This window comes from Paenibacillus lupini (assembly GCF_011761355.1).
Taxonomy (GTDB): Bacteria; Bacillota; Bacilli; order Paenibacillales; family Paenibacillaceae; genus Pristimantibacillus; species Pristimantibacillus lupini.
This window is the reverse complement of the sequence record NZ_JAASRW010000001.1, coordinates 437,536-457,824: the sequence shown is the minus strand read 5'-3', so window position 1 is coordinate 457,824 and position 20,289 is coordinate 437,536. Positions and strand designations below refer to the sequence as shown.

The 20,289-nt window shown below is 46.5% G+C and carries 19 protein-coding genes; 3 read left to right on the top strand and 16 right to left on the bottom strand.

Going from position 1 to position 20,289, the window contains the following annotated elements; all coding sequences use genetic code 11:
• The 10 genes from FHS17_RS02310 to metH form a co-directional block, all read right to left on the bottom strand.
• Positions 1 to 1,599, bottom strand: a complete 1,599-nt coding sequence (locus FHS17_RS02310; RefSeq protein WP_167273716.1) for a serine/threonine-protein kinase — start codon at positions 1,597 to 1,599, stop codon at positions 1 to 3.
• A 139-nt stretch (positions 1,600 to 1,738) separates the two neighbouring features.
• Entirely contained in the window at positions 1,739 to 2,758 is a 1,020-nt protein-coding gene (locus FHS17_RS02305) for an SAM-dependent methyltransferase (RefSeq protein ID WP_167273712.1), read from the bottom strand.
• Between the two features lie 41 nt (positions 2,759 to 2,799).
• A complete protein-coding gene (locus tag FHS17_RS02300) occupies positions 2,800 to 3,138 on the bottom strand; it encodes a cyclic-phosphate processing receiver domain-containing protein (protein ID WP_415639903.1) in 339 nt (112 codons plus the stop codon).
• Positions 3,135 to 3,968 (bottom strand): deoxyribonuclease IV, encoded by an 834-nt coding sequence (locus FHS17_RS02295; RefSeq protein WP_167273707.1) that lies wholly within the window; start codon positions 3,966 to 3,968, stop codon positions 3,135 to 3,137. The genes FHS17_RS02300 and FHS17_RS02295 overlap by 4 nt, the downstream gene beginning before the upstream one ends.
• 5 nt (positions 3,969 to 3,973) lie before the next feature.
• The gene (mutM, locus tag FHS17_RS02290; protein WP_167273702.1) at positions 3,974 to 4,789 is read right to left on the bottom strand and encodes a DNA-formamidopyrimidine glycosylase; all 816 of its coding nucleotides are present in this window, start codon (positions 4,787 to 4,789) and stop codon (positions 3,974 to 3,976) included.
• 31 nt (positions 4,790 to 4,820) lie between these two features.
• On the bottom strand, positions 4,821 to 5,633 hold the full coding sequence (locus FHS17_RS02285) for a TIGR01457 family HAD-type hydrolase (protein ID WP_167273697.1): 813 nt from the start codon (positions 5,631 to 5,633) through the stop codon (positions 4,821 to 4,823).
• The gene (locus FHS17_RS02280) at positions 5,630 to 6,952 is read right to left on the bottom strand and encodes a ribonuclease H-like domain-containing protein (protein ID WP_167273693.1); all 1,323 of its coding nucleotides are present in this window, start codon (positions 6,950 to 6,952) and stop codon (positions 5,630 to 5,632) included. The genes FHS17_RS02285 and FHS17_RS02280 overlap by 4 nt, the downstream gene beginning before the upstream one ends.
• Positions 6,953 to 6,986: 34 nt before the next feature.
• On the bottom strand, positions 6,987 to 9,236 hold the full coding sequence (locus FHS17_RS02275) for a DEAD/DEAH box helicase (RefSeq protein ID WP_167273690.1): 2,250 nt from the start codon (positions 9,234 to 9,236) through the stop codon (positions 6,987 to 6,989).
• Between the two features lie 602 nt (positions 9,237 to 9,838).
• On the bottom strand, positions 9,839 to 10,768 hold the full coding sequence (gene rnz, locus FHS17_RS02270) for a ribonuclease Z (protein ID WP_167273685.1): 930 nt from the start codon (positions 10,766 to 10,768) through the stop codon (positions 9,839 to 9,841).
• 102 nt (positions 10,769 to 10,870) lie between these two features.
• On the bottom strand, positions 10,871 to 14,317 hold the full coding sequence (metH, locus tag FHS17_RS02265) for a methionine synthase (RefSeq protein ID WP_167273682.1): 3,447 nt from the start codon (positions 14,315 to 14,317) through the stop codon (positions 10,871 to 10,873).
• 146 nt (positions 14,318 to 14,463) lie between these two features.
• On the opposite strand from metH, the gene FHS17_RS02260 reads away from it, so the two are divergent.
• Positions 14,464 to 15,003, top strand: coding sequence for a 1,2-dihydroxy-3-keto-5-methylthiopentene dioxygenase (locus tag FHS17_RS02260; protein WP_167273677.1), 540 nt, complete (start codon positions 14,464 to 14,466; stop codon positions 15,001 to 15,003).
• 170 nt (positions 15,004 to 15,173) lie between these two features.
• Here FHS17_RS02260 and FHS17_RS02255 read toward each other — a convergent pair whose 3' ends face one another.
• The 4 genes from FHS17_RS02255 to yneA all read right to left on the bottom strand — a co-directional run bounded on the left by FHS17_RS02255 (position 15,174) and on the right by yneA (position 17,292).
• Positions 15,174 to 15,962 carry an HAD family hydrolase gene (locus FHS17_RS02255; RefSeq protein ID WP_167273674.1) on the bottom strand — a complete coding sequence of 263 codons (789 nt, stop codon included), beginning with the start codon at positions 15,960 to 15,962 and terminating at the stop codon, positions 15,174 to 15,176.
• A gap of 27 nt (positions 15,963 to 15,989) precedes the next feature.
• A complete protein-coding gene (locus FHS17_RS02250; RefSeq protein WP_167273669.1) occupies positions 15,990 to 16,505 on the bottom strand; it encodes a hypothetical protein in 516 nt (171 codons plus the stop codon).
• 78 nt (positions 16,506 to 16,583) lie between these two features.
• The gene (locus tag FHS17_RS02245; RefSeq protein ID WP_167273666.1) at positions 16,584 to 16,775 is read right to left on the bottom strand and encodes a DUF896 domain-containing protein; all 192 of its coding nucleotides are present in this window, start codon (positions 16,773 to 16,775) and stop codon (positions 16,584 to 16,586) included.
• Between the two features lie 154 nt (positions 16,776 to 16,929).
• Positions 16,930 to 17,292: a cell division suppressor protein YneA gene (gene yneA, locus FHS17_RS02240; RefSeq protein ID WP_167273662.1), complete on the bottom strand. Its 363-nt coding sequence runs from the start codon at positions 17,290 to 17,292 to the stop codon at positions 16,930 to 16,932.
• A 168-nt stretch (positions 17,293 to 17,460) separates the two neighbouring features.
• Here yneA and lexA point away from each other — a divergent pair, with 168 nt between their 5' ends.
• Together lexA and FHS17_RS02230 are read left to right on the top strand one after the other, a co-directional pair.
• Positions 17,461 to 18,081, top strand: a complete 621-nt coding sequence (gene lexA, locus FHS17_RS02235) for a transcriptional repressor LexA (RefSeq protein ID WP_167273657.1) — start codon at positions 17,461 to 17,463, stop codon at positions 18,079 to 18,081.
• A gap of 85 nt (positions 18,082 to 18,166) precedes the next feature.
• The gene (locus FHS17_RS02230; protein ID WP_341805747.1) at positions 18,167 to 18,385 is read left to right on the top strand and encodes a PspC domain-containing protein; all 219 of its coding nucleotides are present in this window, start codon (positions 18,167 to 18,169) and stop codon (positions 18,383 to 18,385) included.
• 108 nt (positions 18,386 to 18,493) lie between these two features.
• Here FHS17_RS02230 and glnA read toward each other — a convergent pair whose 3' ends face one another.
• Together glnA and FHS17_RS02220 are read right to left on the bottom strand one after the other, a co-directional pair.
• The gene (glnA, locus tag FHS17_RS02225) at positions 18,494 to 19,822 is read right to left on the bottom strand and encodes a type I glutamate--ammonia ligase (protein WP_167273653.1); all 1,329 of its coding nucleotides are present in this window, start codon (positions 19,820 to 19,822) and stop codon (positions 18,494 to 18,496) included.
• A gap of 45 nt (positions 19,823 to 19,867) precedes the next feature.
• Positions 19,868 to 20,278 (bottom strand): MerR family transcriptional regulator, encoded by a 411-nt coding sequence (locus FHS17_RS02220; RefSeq protein WP_015844216.1) that lies wholly within the window; start codon positions 20,276 to 20,278, stop codon positions 19,868 to 19,870.
• Positions 20,279 to 20,289 lie beyond the last annotated feature (11 nt).

Genomic DNA, 20,289 nt, shown 5'->3' with positions numbered 1-20,289 from the left:
TCAGCGCCTAAAGCTGACATGAACAACTTTCTTTTGCAGTTCCTTTGCTGCATATTCAAGCAATGGCAGGAATGCTTTTTCCAATTGTTTGCAAAGAACTTTCTTATCTGTAGCCCATTGACCTCGCCACATGGTGTCAAGCCAATCAGCTGCAGGCAATAGAGGAACTGCCGCTATAGGGTATTCCGGCAGCATACTCATCCATTCGTTCCGTCCAGCGAACCTTGTATCTTTATTAGCAATCCACAACATCGTGCCTCCATTTGCGGACAGTTGACTGCTTATTTGCATCAGTTCCTTAAGCTGCTCCGTCCTCCATCTGGAAGGATAGGGGTCTGCAACAGTAAGCACGACATCGGATTGAAGCATCCATTCCTTATGAAGGGGGCTGGCTCCTCCAGAAAGATCGGTAATAATCACTTCCGCTTCTCCCCCTTTCTGCCGAAGGTGAAGCTTATCCATCTCATCCCTCTGAGCCAAATGGAAAGGATGCTGCTGTGCATGCCACCATACACCTTGCTCGTTCCAGCTGTAATACTTATCTTCTCGTTGACCGCGTCCCTTCATATTGCTTCGTAACAGAGTTGCCCATTCAGGCCGTTCTGTAGGAAATTCTGCTGCTGTACAGGTCAGCCCTCGAGCTCCAAGCAATTTCGCAAGTGTAATGGCTATAAAGGTTGCCCCTGCTCCCGGAGATAATGATACGACTGCAATCTGTAGTAGGCGATTATAATTGCGGCTTCTGCCATAGGAGCTTGACTTACCTGAATCCATCCAGTTTGTTACGTTTTCCCCGTCAGGCAAATAGGAAGCGAAAGTCTGAAGCTCTTTCTCCACTTCACTCATCAGTGCAAATCGATCGTCTGCACTCGGCTGAACCATTCTCCACATCATCTCTGCAAATTGACCCGGAACATCCGTCTGCAGCGGCTTCAGAAAGCTGCTCCTCTTGAATGCAGCATGGTTAATATAGCTGCCCTCACTCAGTAAGTAATAGAGCAATGCACCAAATCCGTAAATGTCGGTACGGACTTCACTTCGTCCCATATGCTGCTCCGGTGCAGCAAAGCCAGGTGTACCAAGCTTCATCGTCGTTTGGGTCTGAACGGCCACTCTTGACTTCGCTATTCCGAAATCAATAAGCCGAACATGACCGTTATCTTCAACCATAATATTCGATGGCTTAATATCCCGATGAATGATAGGTGGTGACTGGCGATGCAAATAAACTAATGCCGAACATAAAGGAATAGCCATACGCAGCACATCACGAAAAGAAAGCTTCCTTCCCTGCCGGTTAAATAACTCTCCTAAGGTTAAGCCATGAATATAGTCCATCACAATGGCTTCCGTCCCTTGCCGATCAAGGGTGAAGCTGTCAATAATATGCGGAAGACTTGGATGGCTAAGCCGCATCAGCATCTTGGCTTCCTCAGAAGCATGTGCAGATTCAGCTACTTTAATAGCTCGAAGCTTTCCTTGAAGCCTTATATCTTCAGCCGCATATACTTCTCCCATGCCGCCGCTGCCAAGCTTACTTAATACTCGATACCGTTCCCCCAGAATCGTCCCGGATCCCCAGATTCCGTCTATCTTCATACAACCATCCTCCTCTTTATTAATCCACAAAAAATCCCGGCCTGAACGAAGAATCCGCTATGGATTCCTGTTCAAACCGGGATGCTTTCCCGCTGTATTACGTTATATCAGTATCGCAGCAAAGGGCAGTTTAGCTCGCCTATTGTTTCTTTTCGAGATAGAGAGTGATCTCCTCACGGTTATGGAACAACTGTTTCGCCCGCTTAATAATAAATGCCGTTGAGAAACGTTCCTTTACTTCTCGGATCGTCTGCAGAGGCTTCTTATGCATCAGTTTTATTGTAATGATAGCTGTTGCATGCGGAGCAAGGGCTTGCTCCAGATCCAATACTAACCGGCACATCTGCATCGGACTCCAGCTCATATCGCACACGAGCAGATCAAATGATCCTGCTTGGAACTTAACATCTGAAGCATTACGCTTGAGATAAGTAAGAGCAGGATGACCTGCCAAGGATGGATGCATGTCCCCTGGATCAATGGCTGTAACGCGTAATCCCCTTTCGAGTAAAAGCGATGTCCAGCCGCCTGGCGCAGCCCCAATATCTACTGCATTGCGGAATGTGGCATAATTCAGTCCAAACTCCCGTTCTGCTTCAAGCAGTTTGAATTTGGCTCTGGAAATTTGGCCATCCTCCCGCTGGAAGCGGACGGCTCCACCTGGCCAATCAGACAGCATGTCCTGCGGTTTGCCAAAGCCTACAAAAAGCTCGCTTGCTGCCGCATAAATAGCAATAATAATATCCGGCTGTTGAACAACCGGTGTCGCATCGATTTCCTCTAATACCGCATCCAGCACGGCCTTCGTATCTGATGCTGAATAAGGGAATGCTGTCTTATTGACTCGGCGAACATGAATGGCTACCTGCTTGTCCTCAAACAACAGTTGAGAACGTCTTACGGTCTCCGACAACTCCTGCAGATCGTCTGCATTGCCTTTGATCTCGATTGTCCGGTCAACAGGCTGTAAATGCCGCAGGAAAATCGGTTGTTCCTTCACAACTGCTGAGATCACTTCCTCAGCAGAAAGCTCACTATCGAATAAAAAAGTCTCTCCGGCGGCTAGAGGCGTTACTTTCACGCCATCTAACAGCCGCCGAAGTTCTTCAATTGCATAAGGGGAATACCCCTGATTAGCCGTACCAATCCATCGGCTCACTACTACACCCCTCCGTTGCTGCACCAAAACAACAATCTATATTAGCCGTTCGCCGCAATCTCATCCAGCAGCGAATCCGGCATAGGTCCGTTCATTATCTTCATTTCAATTGGCCCATGGGAGGACAGCATATGATACATATGCATTCTTCCTGCCGTACTGGAAGTATGAAGATATACCTTCTTCGGGTAACGTGCCGACTCCACCATATGTCGAACAACTTCATATCCTGTAGGCTCGTTCCAGCCCAAATCATAATCAAGAGATAATATATCAATTGACTCGGAATCGATAAGAAGCTTGCACTCTTCCACATTTCTAGCGAGCACGAAGCCTTTTGGACATGGGCGGTAATCATCCAAATACACATGAATCATCATTGTGTCCCCCATTCGCGCATCAGATTCAATTGTCTAGCATAAGTGCCGTCTTCATCTGAAGGCGTTTCCAGTATAAAAGGAACCTTATTAAGCGCCGGTACAGTCATAAGCCATTTCAATCCCGCTTCACCGATATGCCCGCTTCCAAGCGCTGCGTGCCGATCCCGGCGAGCTCCTGCAGCAAACATCGAATCATTAAAGTGGATAGCTGCCACATGATCCAGCACACCTAACTTTGCCGCTTTATTCAGCCACACGGCGCCTTCTTCCCCATGCCAGAGTCCACTTGCGAACATATGACAGGTGTCGAGGCAAAAGGCCAGCTTCTCTGACTGCGAACATAACCCCCGAATTTGCGCCAGTTCCTCTATGGTCGTTCCCATAAAGGTGTGCTCGCCTGATTGAATCTCAATCAGCAGCTTGGCATCTCCGTCCCATCTGCTGGTCACTTCATCAAGAGACCTGATAATGGACTGATAGCCAAGAAGTGGTTCTTTCCCTTTATAGACGCCAAAATGAACCACAACGCCAATTGAGCCGCAGCTGTTTGCGATATCCAGGTCATTCAGCAGAGACTCAACAGTTCTTTGGCGTACATCCTCGCGTTCAGATGCAAGATTCGTTGGATATGGGGAATGTGCAATCGTAACGATGTCGTATTGTTTGCACAGTTCCGCACAACGCTCAGCATCTCTTCGATCGAATGATTTCAGACCGAGACTGCGAGGATTTTTGGGGAAATACTGAAAAGCACTAATGCCGCCCATATAGGCGGCTTTGGCAGCGGCAGCGTAGCCTTCTTTTATACTGAGATGACGGCCGAGATACATAAGTTCTATTGTTCCTTCTGACAAGTACCGCAGACGAATGCTTTACGTGACGAAATTTCAATCTGCTCGATTGGCATTCCGCACACGAAACAAGGCTCGCCTCCACGGTCATACACTTGGCAATGGTCGTTAAAACCACCGGTTAATGTATCATCTGTCGTTAATGGCTGTTCCATATAACCGCCCTTTGAAATCGCTTCCTTTAACACACTATGCATCGATTCATAGAGTCGTTCCCATGTATCACTTGTCAAGGAAGGAATTTTTGCATCTGGGCGAATCTTTGCCGAGAAAGCGATCTCGTCCGCATAGCAATTGCCAATTCCGGACAACACATGCTGGTCGACTAAAGCTGTCTTAATCGCGCCTCTCTTTTTATCAAAGCGAGCTTTAAAGCGGTCCAGCGTCAATCTCTTATCAAAAGGATCAGGTCCAAGCTCTGACAATTTCGCATCTGCTTCCTTCACAGACATGAGATGGAGATAACCCAATCGAAGGCCGATAAAGTATAAATTCCCCGCGGCAAACCGTATAGTCACCTGTACAGTACGGTCTGGACGTTCTTCATCCGTTCCATAAAAAATCGTGCCTCCAAGCATCAGATGGAGCACAAGGCGCTTGCCGTTATCGAGGTGAAATAAAAGATGCTTGCCTCTACGCTCGACGAACCATATCGTCCGTCCGACAAGCTCAGTTTCGAATAAATCGGCACTTACGTTAATCGATTTGTCCCGCGTAACCTCTGTGCCTAAAATCGGCGAGCCGATAATAAGCTCCGATAAACGCAGTCGGTAATTTTCCATTTCTGGTAGTTCAGGCATTCAAGCTCGCTTCCTTCCTGTCTTCCTTCTCTTATATCCCGATCGAGGACGAAATATACGAGAGAAGCTTATGTAGATCTTCACAAATGACATTCGGCTTACACCCTGCGCGCTCCGCGTAATGCTCGAAGTTATCCGCATTCGTTAATCCGGTCAATACGAGCAGTGTCCCGCAGCCGGTGGCATGACCAGCAGCGATATCAGTCGCCATATTGTCGCCAATAACCCAAGTTTGTTCAGCAGGCAGGCCAATCTGACGCAGCGAGTAATCCATCAATATCTTTGAAGGTTTGCCGATCAAGGTTGGTTCCTTCCCTCCAGCCGCCGTCAGCATCGCGCCAATCGAACCTGCACCCGGGAATAACCCGCCTTCGCCAGGCAAAAGCAAATCCGGATTCGTTAATACAAATTCGGCACCTTGATGGATCGAACGTACAGCTCTCGTCAACCGTTCATAAGAGAGCTGCCGGTCGAGTCCTTGCAGGACAAAATCAGGATGGTCTTCAACAAGCTGAAGCCCAGCTGCTTCAACCGCTTCTAACAGTCCACTCTCACCAATAACAAGGACGGCTGCGCCAGGCTTCTTGTTTGCTATGTATTGCGCCGCAGCCTGTGCTGAGGTACACACCTCATCAGGCTCGGCATCGATCCCCATCTTCCGCAGCCGTTCAGCAACGGTTTCCGGGGAAACGGTCGAATTGTTCGTCACGAAACGATAAGGAAGCTTCCACTCCCGCAGCTGCTTGATTAACAGATCTGCCCCATCGATTCGCTGAGTACCATGATATAAAGTGCCGTCCAAATCTAGGAGCAGGCCTTTCATCGAGGCTAGTTGTTCATTCATTCAGCAAGCTTCCTTCCCGTCTTGCGCAGAAGCCGCTCTTTACGCTTACGAAGGCTATCAAGTTCGGCGCGGCGCTTAGCATCCCGCCGTCCAAGGGGATCGCTAAGTGCCTGTTCTAGTGCTTCTGTCACATATGATAGAGCTGAATCATAATCCTTCAGCTTATGTTCATAATACATGGCTAGTTCAACACTCGCGTTGATACCAGCAGATCCATAATGGACGGATTGTATAACAGTCTTCTGCCACAATAACACAGCTCGCTCCCAATTTCCAGCCTTCTTGTCTCTGGCAGCCAGCATGGAAAGTGGTGCTGCGGCAGCACGCTCGGACTGAACAGCAAGTTCAAACATCCGCTCCGCACGCTCTGTATGTCCCATCTTCTCCAGCCATAAACCTGTCCTTATGAGCTCTTCCGGTTCTTGCGGCATTGGCAGCTGATATCCGCCTTCCGCCCCATTAAGCAGATGGCCGAATCGAATAGACAAACAGACGAGAGAAAGCATGTCGATTTCATTATGCTCAAACACTCCTCTAAGAGGCTCTGGATTACCATCAGCTAGAAACTGAAAATAAAGCTGCGGAGCCAGTGATCCGGGTACATCATCCACCCGCTCAATGCCAAGCCTCTCTTCCTCAACGTGGCTAAGCCTTAAGGAGGTTAATGTATTTTTCCATATGCTTCGAGAGGGATGTAGGAAATCTAAATGGAGAGGCTGCCATAAACTGCGATTGTAGCCATTCATAATAAACCGGGTTTGCATGACGGGCCAATCGAAGGTTTTGCCATTGTAACTAACCAGGTATCGATATCCTGCAAGTTTTCCGCTCAAATAGAACAGCATTGCCCGCTCCTCCGCGGGATGACGGATTACCGCCTGCTCAACAATCAATTCTGTTCCTGACCAATAAGCCAGACCCACCATAAACGGAATATTACCTGTCCCTACACCAAGTCCTGTAGTCTCTAGATCCAAGTAGAGCAGTTGCTCTGCTTCCAGCGGAGACGCCTCCTGATGGAAGGCAGCGAGTCCCGCAACAGATGAAGAAAGCTCATCCAGACCGTGTATTCCGTGCTTATGAGCAGCAGGATAGATCTGTCGGCGAATCAGGAAGCTGCCCGCTTCGTTATGAAGAAGCTTTACCCCCATGGATGACCATTCCTCAGTTAAGGTCTCCAAATGATCTTGAGCAGCAGCCGGAGAAGGTGTTGGTTCTGCTGCTACGACATCCTCAACCGTTTCAACCGTTTCTACCGCGGGAGCTGCGGATGCGTTGTTCCCGCGAAGCCGGTTCATACGGTCACGTAAACTGCTCATCGTGCTCCCTCCATTTCATTCAATTGGATGATATCTATAAATAAGATAAAAGCTGAATGCTTTTCTGTTTCCCGTTTATTCCTTCGATTTCGTTTCCAATACATGATGGACATCCATCCTTGCATGAGCATTTTTTTATTAGATTGGCAGCGGCCTGCTTCACTTCGTCAAAACGTTTGTATACGTCGTCGGCAAGCCCAATCCCGCCTGGATAATGGTCGTATATAAAAATAGTTGGCAGCCCTGTATGAGCAGCCTTGATCTGTGAAGTAACATGGACGTCACTGCGGTCGCACATAACCATTATGGGAACGATATGCTGAATCACGTTTGCGATACCAAGCAGCAGCTGTTCCAGGATCTTCGTCCCCAGCTCAGGGTCCGTATCTTTCAACTCAAGCCACGTTGCACGGGTATGAAGCTCCTGCTCAGGCAGATGAATGGGTCCTGATCCAATATTCTCAAACGTCGTTAGTTTGATTTTCTTGAATATCGTTGGGATCATCGTAACGGCTACATCACCTTGATAAACCGCACCATGACCGGAGATTCTTGACTTATCGATCTCCAGAACTTTGAGATTCACTGCCAGATTAGCATCTGTGTAATACTCGACGTCCACTTCACGCACATAAGCTTTCTTATGATCCCAGTCCAGCTTCTCAACCTGGAATTGCACGCCTTCATGCAAATAGATCGCTTCATCATGCAGCAGCGTCATCGCGCTGAACCGGTCCATTTCCCCAATAATTCTCACATCGGCTACATTGGATTGATCCACAATAACGACATTTTCCTGCGATGCGGAACGCAAGCTGATCTCACTTGCAGGGAATGCCTGATTCGCCCAATAGAACGTATCTCCATTGCGGTGCAATACACGTTCCTCCTGCAAATACTCCAGAATCTCGCTTACTTCTACTGGACCAAATTCCTCTGTATTCTTGAACGGCAGCTCATAAGCTGCGCAGCGGATATGGTCAACCAAAATGATCAGATTCTCCGGATTAATACGCGCGGATTCAGGCGTTCGGTCGAAGAAATACTCCGGATTTTGCACAATATACTGATCGATTGGTGTAGAGCTGGCTACCATAAGAATCAACGCTTCCCCATGCCTTCTTCCTGCACGTCCAGCTTGCTGCCAAGTACTCGCGATGCTGCCCGGATAACCTGTCATCACGCAAACTTGCAGCTGCCCGATGTCTACGCCAAGCTCCAGGGCATTTGTACTGACAACGCCAAGAATTTCACCATCACGCAGACCTTTCTCGATTTCCCTGCGCTGCTTAGGAAGGTAACCGCCTCGGTATCCCCTGATTGACTTCGTACCAATCTCATTCTTCACAAGCTCTTGAATATGGCTGAGTATGATTTCAACTCTCACCCGGCTGCGGGCAAATACGATCGTCTGGATTTTATTCTTGAGGAATTCCCTTGCCAGATGATTAACCTCAACTGTTGCGCTCTTGCGGATATTTAGGGGTACATTCACGATTGGCGGATTATAGAATACAAAATGCTTTCGCCCTCTTGGCGCTCCATTATCATCAATAAGCCGCATAGGGCTGCCAGTCAGCTGTTCAGCCAGTTCCTTCGGATTTGCAATCGTAGCGGATGTACAAATGAAAGTAGGATTGCTTCCATAAAACTTACAGATCCGCTTTAGTCTACGAATAACATTGGCAACATGGCTGCCGAACACGCCCCGGTACGTATGAAGTTCATCGATTACGATATATCTTAAATTTTCAAATAAGCTTACCCATTTCGTATGATGAGGCAAAATAGCCGAATGCAGCATATCCGGATTTGTAATGACGATATGACCGGCTTTCCGGACGATCTGTCGGATTGCCGGAGAGGTATCACCATCATAGGTGTAGCTCTTAATATCGATCCCCATCTCGTTGATGATCTCATTGAGCTCACTTTTCTGATCCTGCGCAAGTGCTTTGGTCGGGAAAAGATACAACGCTCGGCTTGTATCATCCTTCGCAATCGCCTGCAGCACAGGCAGGTTGTAGCACATCGTTTTGCCTGAGGCCGTTGGTGTTACTGCAACGATATTCTCCCCTTTGGAAGCGAGGCGGAATGCCGTTCCCTGATGGGTGTAAAGGTCTGATATCCCGCGTTTTTGTAATGCTGCACGAATGCGAGGATCCACACTATCGTCGAATGGCGTTGTTTTCGCCTCTTGTGGCTGCATCTCGTACCAGTTCACTATATTTTCATTGGAACGTAATTCATCTATTAATTCAGGTAAAGTTTTCTTCTTGAACATAATCGGACGTCACCCCTTGATACCAACAGTTTAGCGAATATTTGTTCGCTTGGCTAGAGGAAGGGAAAGACATATTTTGCCGGAGAGTTGTGATTACGATTAGGTTAAAAAGCAAACTAAGCATTTCGATGTTCTTTCGATCGCCATTGCTCGGGGATTCCTATGGATTAATCAAAGTAGTTGGAATCCCCGAGCAAAAGCGAACGTTTAAAAGCTTTCTGCAAGAAAGCTCCATCGTAAGCATACACTTTGTTTCTCCAGAATCATTCGAATTACTCCGTTGCCATTAACCTATGAACCATCACAAAATTTATTAAATATGTGAAAGGAAACAACAGAAAAAACGGCCATGTAGTTTTACACGACCGTTAATAAAAATTCCATACATGTGGTGATTCCATTGAACATTTACTCCAGCCCAAATGATGCCTCAGAACGTTCATTTCGCGGTCCAGCGTGACATTTAAGCCAAACGCCATTTGATTGTACCCCAGAAGCGGACGTCTTTCCAGGATACCTCGAAGCCGTCCTGATGCTCCTGTACATGGAGATGCACGTGATCAGCGAAGCCTAGTAACAATGATGATTTTGTAAGGAGATGCTTATCCCTTAGCTCGAGGAACCTCAGTATGATAGAGATCATACGCTGCCGAGGAATTTGGGAATATTGTCCTTGCTTCCTCTTCCAAAGCGGCAATATCATCATCGCCAAATCGTGTACTGAAATGGGTCATGATTAGTCGCTTAGCATTCGCTTCAAGTGCTGTTCTCGCCGCTTCAACGGTTGTGGAGTGACCGTATAAATGGGCTTTCTCCTCTTGCCCTGCAGCAAAGGTTGCTTCATGGATAAGCAAATCCGCATTTCGAGCCAGCCGCATTGCGTTGTCGCATGGCTTGGTATCCCCAGCAATAGCAATGGTCCTGCCGCATAACGGGGTACTCGCCACATCAGCAGCACGAATCAATGTACCGTCTGGCAGCGTAATGTCCTCCCCTTTTTTAATACGGCCAAATAACGGACCTGCCGGAACTCCTAATTGCTGAAGCATCTCAACATTTAGTTTCCCTGGGCTCTCGCATTCGGTAATACGGTAACCAAAGCAAGGAACTCGATGTTCAAGCGGCAGCGCTTCAACGGTATATCGCTCCGTCTTAAAAATAACCCCTTCGCTTACTTCATGGTAAGTAATCTCATAATCAAGATGCGTGCTGCTTAACGTTAATGCTGTCTCAATCATCTCCCGGATACCTGGAGGACCAAACAGTTGAAGCGGACCGTTGCCGCCTACATATGACCGTGTACTAAGCAATCCGGGGATTCCGTATGTATGATCGCCATGCAAATGTGTTACGAATAAGGCTTCGAGCTTTCCGAGCTTAAGCGGCGTTCGCATCAGCTGATGCTGGGTACCTTCGCCTGCATCAAACATCCATAAAGAACAATCCGGGTCTGGCAGTTTTAGTGCAATGGATGTAACATTACGATGCTTCATCGGCCGGCCTGCGCCTGTTCCCAGAAACCAAACTTCCATTCTGCTGTCACCTCGCGTCAAATAGTCTGCGCAATATAGGATGAAAGCCCCCGCAGGGAAGCTGGATATACCAGCTCCCACTTACGGAGGCTTAGCTTGCATCTATCGTTCTACTTTTTCAACGTTGAAGTACTGTGCCTCTGGATGAGCAAATACCATTGCTGATACAGATGCTTCAGGCTCCATCATAAAGCCTTCCGTCAACTCGACACCAATATCCTCAGGCTTCATTAATTCGAACAGAGGTCCTTGATCCTCGAGGTTCGGACATGCCGGGTAACCAAAGGATACACGAATGCCCTGATATCTTGCGCCAAAACGCTGCTTCATCGTCATTGTGCTTGGATCCGGGTAACCCCAGACATCACGCATCATATGATGGACACGTTCTGCCATCGCTTCTGCTGTTTCAAGCGCAACTGATTGCAAAGCATGTGAACGCAGATAATCGCCACGATCCTTCCACTCAGTTGCCAGCTCGCGAATGCCTTGCCCTGCTGTCACGACGAGGAAACCTACATAATCCATTACGCCGCTCTCAACTGGCTTCAGATAATCAGCAAGACAAAGGAAAGGCTCCACTTGCTGACGCGGGAAGGTGAAACGTTTGATCTCTTTCGTATGATCCTGTGGATCATAAATAATGATGTCATTACCGGTCGATTGAGCTGGGAAGAAACGATACATCCCATTCGCCTTCAAAATACCGCTAGTTGTGCCTTCCTGCAGAATAGCATCAACCGTTTCTTTTAATTGAACGGCTTTCTCGTTGCCTTCTTGCAGCAGGTTGTCAACATTGCCTTTAAGACCAAGATGATGGCCAAGCAGCATCTGCATATTGATGTAAGGAATAATATGCGGAATCGGTACATCACGAAGGATATGTCTGTCGGTATCCGGCGGGATAAAGACAGGCGCATCAACCGAGATCTTGGAACGAGCTACGCGAGTAAGCTGCGGCTGCACTTTTTTCTCCTCAGCTTCATCTATACCCGATTCCTTATAAGCACGCATTTCTTCTTCCATTCTGCTGCGATGTGTGCTGTCCATCAGTTTGTTCGCAATATCAAGACCGTCCATAGCATCTTTCGCATACAGCGTAAGACCATCGTATTCCGGGCCGATTCTTGTCTTTGTGAACTTACGCGTTAGTGCTGCACCGCCGACCATAATTGGAGCATCAATACCCGCATTACGCATATCCTGCGCTGTTATCACCATCTGTTGAGCAGATTTTACAAGTAAGCCGGAGAGGCCGATAATATCCGCTTTCTCTTTACGATAAGCTTCAATAAGCTGTTCAGGCGGTACCTTGATCCCAAGGTTAATAATTTTGTAACCGTTGTTTGACAAAATAATCTCAACCAGGTTTTTACCGATGTCATGTACATCGCCTTTTACCGTTGCCAGAATGATTTTGCCTTTCACGGAAGATTCATTTTTCTCCATAAACTGTTCGAGATGAGCTACCGATGCTTTCATAACCTCGGCACTTTGAAGCACCTCTGCTACGATCAGCTCATTGCCATTAAACAGTCGGCCAACCTCTTCCATCCCGCGCATCAATGGTCCGTTGATCGTTTCCAGCGCCGTATATTTCTGAAGCGCAAGGTCAAGGTCAGGAATAAGCCCTTCTTTTGTACCTTCAACAATATAGGAGGCAAGACGTTCTTCCAGAGAAAGATTCGATATTTTCTCTTTCTTCACGACTTTCTTCTCACGGAATGCAGCGACAAATGCAGCAAGCGTCTCATCGGTCGTGTTGTAGATGAGGTCTTCTGCCAGCTTGCGCTCTTCTTCAGGGATCGAAGCGTACCGTTCCAGTTTTTCCGTATTTACGATCGCATAGTCAAGGCCGGCTTTTGTACAATGGTACAAATAAACCGAGTTCAGCACTTCGCGGCCAGCATCTGGCAGACCAAACGAAATATTACTTAGGCCAAGAATCGTCTTCGCTTTCGGGAACTTCTCTTTAATCATCTTAATGCCTTCGATGGTTTCTACTGCTGAACCAATATACTGCGGGTCACCAGAACCAACCGGGAACATATTCGGGTCAAAAATAATATCTTCCGGATTCATACCGTATTTATTAACGAGCAAATTATAAGAACGCTCCGCCACTTCCATCTTCGCTTCGCGGGATACCGCTTGTCCGCGTTCGTCTATTAGGATCATGACAACCGATGCACCATATTGGTGAATAAGCGGAAGGATTTTCTCGAATTTCGATTCGCCGTCCTCGAGGTTGATCGAGTTAATAATGGCTTTACCCTGCGAGTACTTCAGACCAAGTTCGATAATATGGTCGTACGTCGAATCGAGCATCAGAGGAACTTTAATTTTCTTTACAACTTGCGGTAAAAATTCATGAACCGCATAAGCTTCATCGATATCCGTATCCTGCAGGTTAATATCGATAATATGTGCGCCGCCTTTGACCTGCGCGCGGGCGATCTCCGATGCTTCATCAAACTTGCCTTCTTTAATTAGGCGTTTGAATTTACGTGAACCGGAAATGTTCGTCCGTTCCCCGATCATAATCGGGCGATTGTCTTCTTCGATAAAGACTGTATCAATACCAGATACAGCCGCAGGATGGGTGCCGTATTGTGTACGAGGCGCGAAAGTAGCCATCGTCTCAGCCAACGCTTTAATATGCGCTGGGGTTGTTCCACAGCAGCCGCCGGCAATATTCAGCCAGCCTTGCTCGGCAAATGCCGACATTTTTCGCGCGAGAGATTCAGGTGACTCATGATAATTACCATTCTCATCCGGCAGACCTGCATTAGGATAACAGCTAACAGCCGAATCTGCAATTTCGCTAAGCGAACGGATATGGTCACGCATGAACTCCGGTCCAGTCGCACAGTTCAGACCAATCGAGACTGGCTTCAAGTGCTCAAGTGAAATATAGAAAGACTCAATGGATTGCCCCGCAAGTGTTGTTCCCATTGGTTCAATTGTGCCGGAAATCATAATCGGAAGCTCGCGATTAAGTTCCTCGAACGCTTTCCGAATACCAATACTGCCTGCTTTAACGTTCAGCGTGTCTTGCGATGTTTCAAGTAAAATGGCATCAACATTGCCTTCAATGAGCGCAAGTGTCTGTTCATAATAGCTGTCAACGAGCTCATCGAATGTAACACCGCCTGTTACCGACAGCGTTTTCGTTGTTGGGCCTAGCGCACCGGCTACATACCGGGGGCGGTCAGGTGTCGAGAATTTATCCGCTGCATCTCTTGCTAGCTTTGCCGCTGCTAGGTTAATCTCACGGGCTTTTTCCGGGATATCATATTCCGCCAGTACGACGCTTGTCGCACCAAACGTATTCGTTTCCAAAATATCTGCTCCAGCCTCCAGATATTTCTCATGGATCATCGAAATAACATCTGGACGTGTCAATACGAGCATTTCATTACAGCCATCCAGCTCTTCTCCGCCGAAATCATCAGCAACTAGATCTGCCTGCTGAATCATCGTTCCCATCGCTCCGTCAAGGATGAGGATGCGTTGCTGCATCAATTCTTGCATGGTCGGTTTCAACAAATTTCGTACACCCTTCCTCCGAAAATCATTAACAAATAGTGTAACAGAATAGCCGCTCGCTGAAAAGGCAATCCATCGACATTTGACTACATTTGCTTTATAATTGGGCTTATCAGTTAATTTCTATAGGGAAAGAGGGATTGAGAATGGCTGAAATTCGCATTCGCAATACAAATGAGCGTATTTCTGGTGAACAGAACGTTCGTGAATTTTTAGAAAATCAAGAAGTTTTGTATGAACATTGGGACGCTACTAAGCTGCCTGCACAATTGAAAGAGAAGTTTATTCTCTCCGATGAAGAGAAGGCTGAAGTCTTGTCTACCTTTAACGATGAGATTACAGATCTCGCTGGTCGTCGCGGTTATAAAACATGGGACATCATCACGTTGTCCGATGCTACTCCTAACCTGGATGAACTGCTGAAAAAATTCGAATCCGTACACACACATACGGAAGATGAAGTACGTGCCATTACAGCTGGTAAAGGCATCTTCGTTATCAAAGGTACAGAAGAAGTTGGTTACTTCGACGTTGAGCTTGAAGCTGGCGACGTTATTTCCGTACCAGAGAGAATCCCTCACTTCTTCACATTGATGGACAATCGCCAAATCGTAGCGGTACGTCTGTTCATCGAAACAGAAGGCTGGATTGCACATCCATTCGAAGACCCTGCATTCGTAAAATGAGAAAACCTATATCGTAGTCATTCGATGATGAGCGACCGCGTTTAAAGGTTGGTTTTATCGCCAAATAGAATTTCAAATTTTATTATTTCAGAAATTTATAAATTCCATTGTGGAAATCAAAAAGCCCCTCGCACCATCATCAGATGGCTCTAGGGGCTTTGTCTTGTCCATTATTGCTCCAGCAACAGCAGAAGCTCTTCCAAATGAGCGATTTCATGCGATGGGATGATGTCATCATTGCGGACAGCACTATGACGATTCACCCAAACGGATGTCATACCAATGGTGTTAGCTCCGAGAATATCGGTCGTCAGTTTGTCGCCAACCATGATGCCGTGTTCCGGTTCAATGCCAAGGCGTTCCAATGCATGACGGAAGATCGATGCAGCGGGCTTACCTTCTCCGAATTCTCCCGAAATAATAATGTGGTCGAAATAAGGAACAAGCTCAGGAACACCTGCCAGCTTCTCACGCTGCAGATCAGGCGAACCATTCGTCAGCAGGAGCAGCTTGTACTTTCCTTTTAGTGCATCAAGCACACGGAAGGTTTCATCATATACGATAGGACGGCTGCGGCGTTCTGCAGGGAATTGTTCAGCGAGCTTAGCGCCGAGTACTTCATCCTCTACACCAAGCGCACGCAGGCCGCGAGTCCAAGCTTCTTTACGATAGCCAGGTGCAAGCTTCTCAAGCTTACGGAACTCCTCATGCTCTCCTTCGCGGAAGTTAGCCCAAAGCCCTTCGAAAGGATTAATCCCAATCATCTTCGTGAACGGGAACGTTTCATAGGATTCGTACAACGCACGCGCTTCTTTGCGTACGGATTCTTCCAATTGCTCAGGATCTACACCAGCAGCTTCAGCTCCAGCTTTACATGTTGTTTCAAATGCTTCTTTTACACTGCGGTCATCCCACAGCAAAGTATCATCAAGATCAAATAAAACGGCTTGCTTCCCCATAATTCGCATAACTCTCCTACTCTGCTTTTATTTTTCTTCAAAAGGCAAATTGTGTGTTTTAGCAAAATCCTTTAATTTAGCGCTGATTTCATCCGTAGGATAACGGTTCAGCAGACGAGAGAATACCCAATTGGCACCTTTATGCTGCATGATGATAACTGCACCTTTTTGTACGCTGATCCCCTTAATATTCGACACTGGAAGCTGTTTATCACCTGTCATTTTGCGGGTTTGGATATAATCCTTACCAATCGAAATATACGGACGGCGCAGTAAGAAGATCAATGCCAGGAATAAATAACAGCCGATCGTTACCCATAACATCGTTGATGGCTCAAAATCAGGAGCAGACGTTACCATAAAGGTATACATACCGATCATCAATACGAGAACGATTGGAAATATGTAGTTACGGCCGGTAAAGCGATCCGTTTTGGGTTTTCCAGATGATGTAGTACCAATCTGTGAAACACCATGCTTTTTACGCGCTTTATTAATTTGGTTCGTATTTTTGCGCACTTTGCGCTCCCACGTACGTGACAAGCCTATTCCTCCTAGTGTATATTGCAGGCGCCGTTCATGGAACGGCGCCAATGCTAACTATATAAAATACAGACCAACTTAATGGGTTACACCCTTTTGCTCGTCGTCGTCCACAATTTCAATCGTATCCAACTGCTGTCGGAAATTTCTTTTGAAATTATCCAAATATTGTTGACGCAATACGGCACGTTCAGCAATTTCCTCTTCAGTTAAACCAACTGTTTTATTTTTGCGGGATAATTCATTAATACGCGCGATGATTTCTTCCACTGCCTTCACCTCTTTTGTACATTACTCATCTCTTCTTACCTATTTTGACTTTTTACGCGAGCAATTGTCAAGGTAATGATATAAGAATAGACAAATGGACAGGGAATAAAACGCACATCCTGTGCGCTACTCCCTGTCCATCTTTATAAATAGGTTATTGAGGAATAATTATGACTTGTCCTGGCTTCAGCTCAACGGTACTTAATTGGTTACGTTCTTTGATCTTATAGATGTACTTTCTAATATCCTTGGAGCCATCTAGATAACGGTCTGCAATTCCCCAAAGTGTATCACCTGCTGTAACAACCACAGTCTGCTCATTCAAGGCTGCTGCTTCTATATGATCGGATGATGCGTTCGTACGCATCATTAGGAAACTTGTAAAGAGAAGGACGAACACGGCTGCACTTACTATAAGTTTAAACGCATGTCGCTTAACAATATGGCCTCGCGATTCGAAAGGTTTAACGGCTTCTTCCTTATGGATACTTTTATAAAAAGCTGGATTCATCATCATTATTATCGCTCCCCGAACGTTTGTTCTGTTTTCTTCTGTTCTTAGAATAACACGAACAAATGTTTGTAGTCAACAAAAATGCGAACTTTTGTTTTTAGGAACTTATGTTTGTACGAACTCCGGTTCTATGTTATAATTTGCTTCAAATATATTAATGGAGTGATTTCAGTGTCTAAGATTTCGAACCGCCAACAGTCGATTCTTGAATTTATAAAGAATGAGGTTCGGGACAAAGGATACCCGCCTTCTGTTCGTGAAATCGGCGAAGCGGTTGGCCTGGCATCAAGCTCCACCGTACACGGGCATTTGGATCGGTTAGAGAAGAAAGGCCTCATTAGACGCGATCCTACTAAACCCCGGGCGATCGAAATTTTAGATCAAGACGGTGTTGACGGTATCATCCTCCCTGCTGTAGCACAAGTACCAATCGTCGGTAAGGTAACGGCAGGCGTGCCGATTACTGCGACTGAGAATATTGAAGATTATTTCCCATTAGCCGCTCATTTCGTCGGAAATGATCAAGTATTTATCTTGAATGTCATCGGCGAAAGCATGATTGAAGCCGGCATACATAACGGTGACCTAGTCATCGTACGCCAGCAGCAAACGGCGAACAACGGTGATATCGTTGTAGCTATGACGGAAGATGACGAAGCGACTGTGAAGACCTTTTACAAAGAGAAAGACCATATTCGCCTTCAACCGGAGAACTCCACAATGGAGCCAATCCGCTTGAACACAGTAACGATTCTCGGTAAAGTGGTTGGGTTGTTCCGTGATTTCCACTAATGACTAACAAAAAGAGGCTGTTCCCGCTTATCCGATTGCTTCATTCGGATAGTGAGAACAGCCTCTTTTTTAGATTTGGATTAGAATGGAAAATCATAGTATTACCCAACTACCTTTATATGGTATTATTTCTGTGATGGAATTAGATCTCTTGACCGAGAGGTGGCTGCGATTGAAGAAGCGATTAACGAAATCAGAATTCAATAGATCAATATCTGGGGTGTGCGGTGGGATCACTAATTATTTTGATATTTCCGCTTTGTTTGTGAGAGTTATCTTCTCATTTTTATCCCAGCCAATCTAATTTTCTATATGATTCTTGCTAACATCATTCCTGATCCTCCCCCTTCTTTGTACAAAAAATAACACCCTCGACATAGCGTCGAGGGTGTTTTGCATCATAATAGAAATCCTAGTACAGCGTCAGATACTGATCGCGTTCCCATTGGTGGACTTGTGTTTTGTACATGTCCCACTCGATTTCTTTCAACTCATAGAAGTGAGCCAGAGCGTGCTCGCCAAGTGCTTCGCAGACAACATCACTGCGGAGCATTTCGTCGAGAGCTTCCTTCAGATCGGATGGAAGGCTTGGCACGCCCGATTCCAAACGCTCTTCTTCCGTCATAATGTAGATGTTACGATCTACTGGTGCCGGAAGCGGAGTTTTATTCTTAATGCCGTCAAGGCCAGCTTTTAACATAACGGCAAGTGCCAGGTATGGGTTAGCAGCTGGATCCGGGTTACGAACCTCGATACGTGTGCTGAGGCCACGGGATGCCGGGATACGGATCATCGGCGAACGGTTACTTGCCGACCAAGCTACATAACAAGGTGCCTCATAACCAGGAACCATCCGTTTGTAAGAGTTGATCGTTGGGTTCGTAATAGCTGCCATTGCACGTGCATGCTCCAGAATACCGGCCATGTAGTAACGTGCAGTTTGGCTAAGGCCAAGACGATCTTTCTCATCATAGAACATGTTTGTGCTTCCTTGGAACAACGATTGGTGACAGTGCATACCGGAACCGTTCACGCCAAACAATGGTTTTGGCATAAAGGTTGCATGAAGACCATGTTGTCTCGCAATCGTCTTAACAACAAGCTTGAATGTTTGAATCTGGTCAGCCGCTTTAATAGCATCTGCATATTTAAAGTCAATTTCGTGCTGACCTGGAGCTACCTCATGGTGAGAAGCTTCAATCTCGAAGCCCATCTCTTCAAGCGTAAGTACGATCTCGCGACGGCAGTTCTCGCCCATATCCATAGGAGCAAGGTCGAAGTATCCACCTTGGTCGTTTAGTTCTGTTGTAGGCTCACCGCGGTCATCGGTCTTGAACAGGAAGAATTCCGGTTCTGGACCTACGTTCATCGCTGTAAAGCCCATCTCTTCTGCTTCAAGCAGGGAGCGTTTCAGAATACCACGCGGGTCACCTGCAAATGGTGTGCCATCAGGCATATAGATATCACAGATCAGACGAGCAACGCGATCTTGCGCAACCCAAGGGAATACAACCCAAGTATCCAAATCAGGGTATAAGTACATGTCAGATTCTTCAATACGAACGTAACCTTCGATGGAAGATCCGTCAAACATCATTTTATTGTCCAGTGCCTTATCGAGCTGGCTTACTGGAATTTCCACGTTCTTGATTGTACCAAGCAAATCGGTAAATTGAAGACGGATAAATCGAACGTTCTGTTCCTCTGCAATGCGTTTAATATCCTCTTTCGTGTAACTCACACCGTTCATCTCCTTTTGCTGGTTCATAAATTAGTAAGACTTAGATTATCGCTTGTTCAAGAAACGCGACAACTGACCTTGAATAAGGGATGCTTGGCCAGGACGTTTCTCGAGCAATTGCTGCTTCAGCAAGCGATGCAGCTGCGCATCGGACAGCTCCTTACGTTTCACTTCTGATTGCTCACTTACGATTGTAGCGTCGTCCGATTCTTTTGAAACCGGATTCATGACTTGCTTAATGCCAGCAATGTTAACGCCTTTTTCAATCAATGCTTTAATTTCCAACAGACGCTCTACATCATTAAAAGAGAACAGACGCTGGTTGCCGGCTGTTCTTGCCGGTACAATCAATTCATGCTGTTCGTAATAACGAATTTGACGCGCCGTTAGATCCGTAAGCTTCATTACGATACCGATCGGAAATAAGGCCATGTTTCTACGTATATCGTCACCCATTTCACATCAAC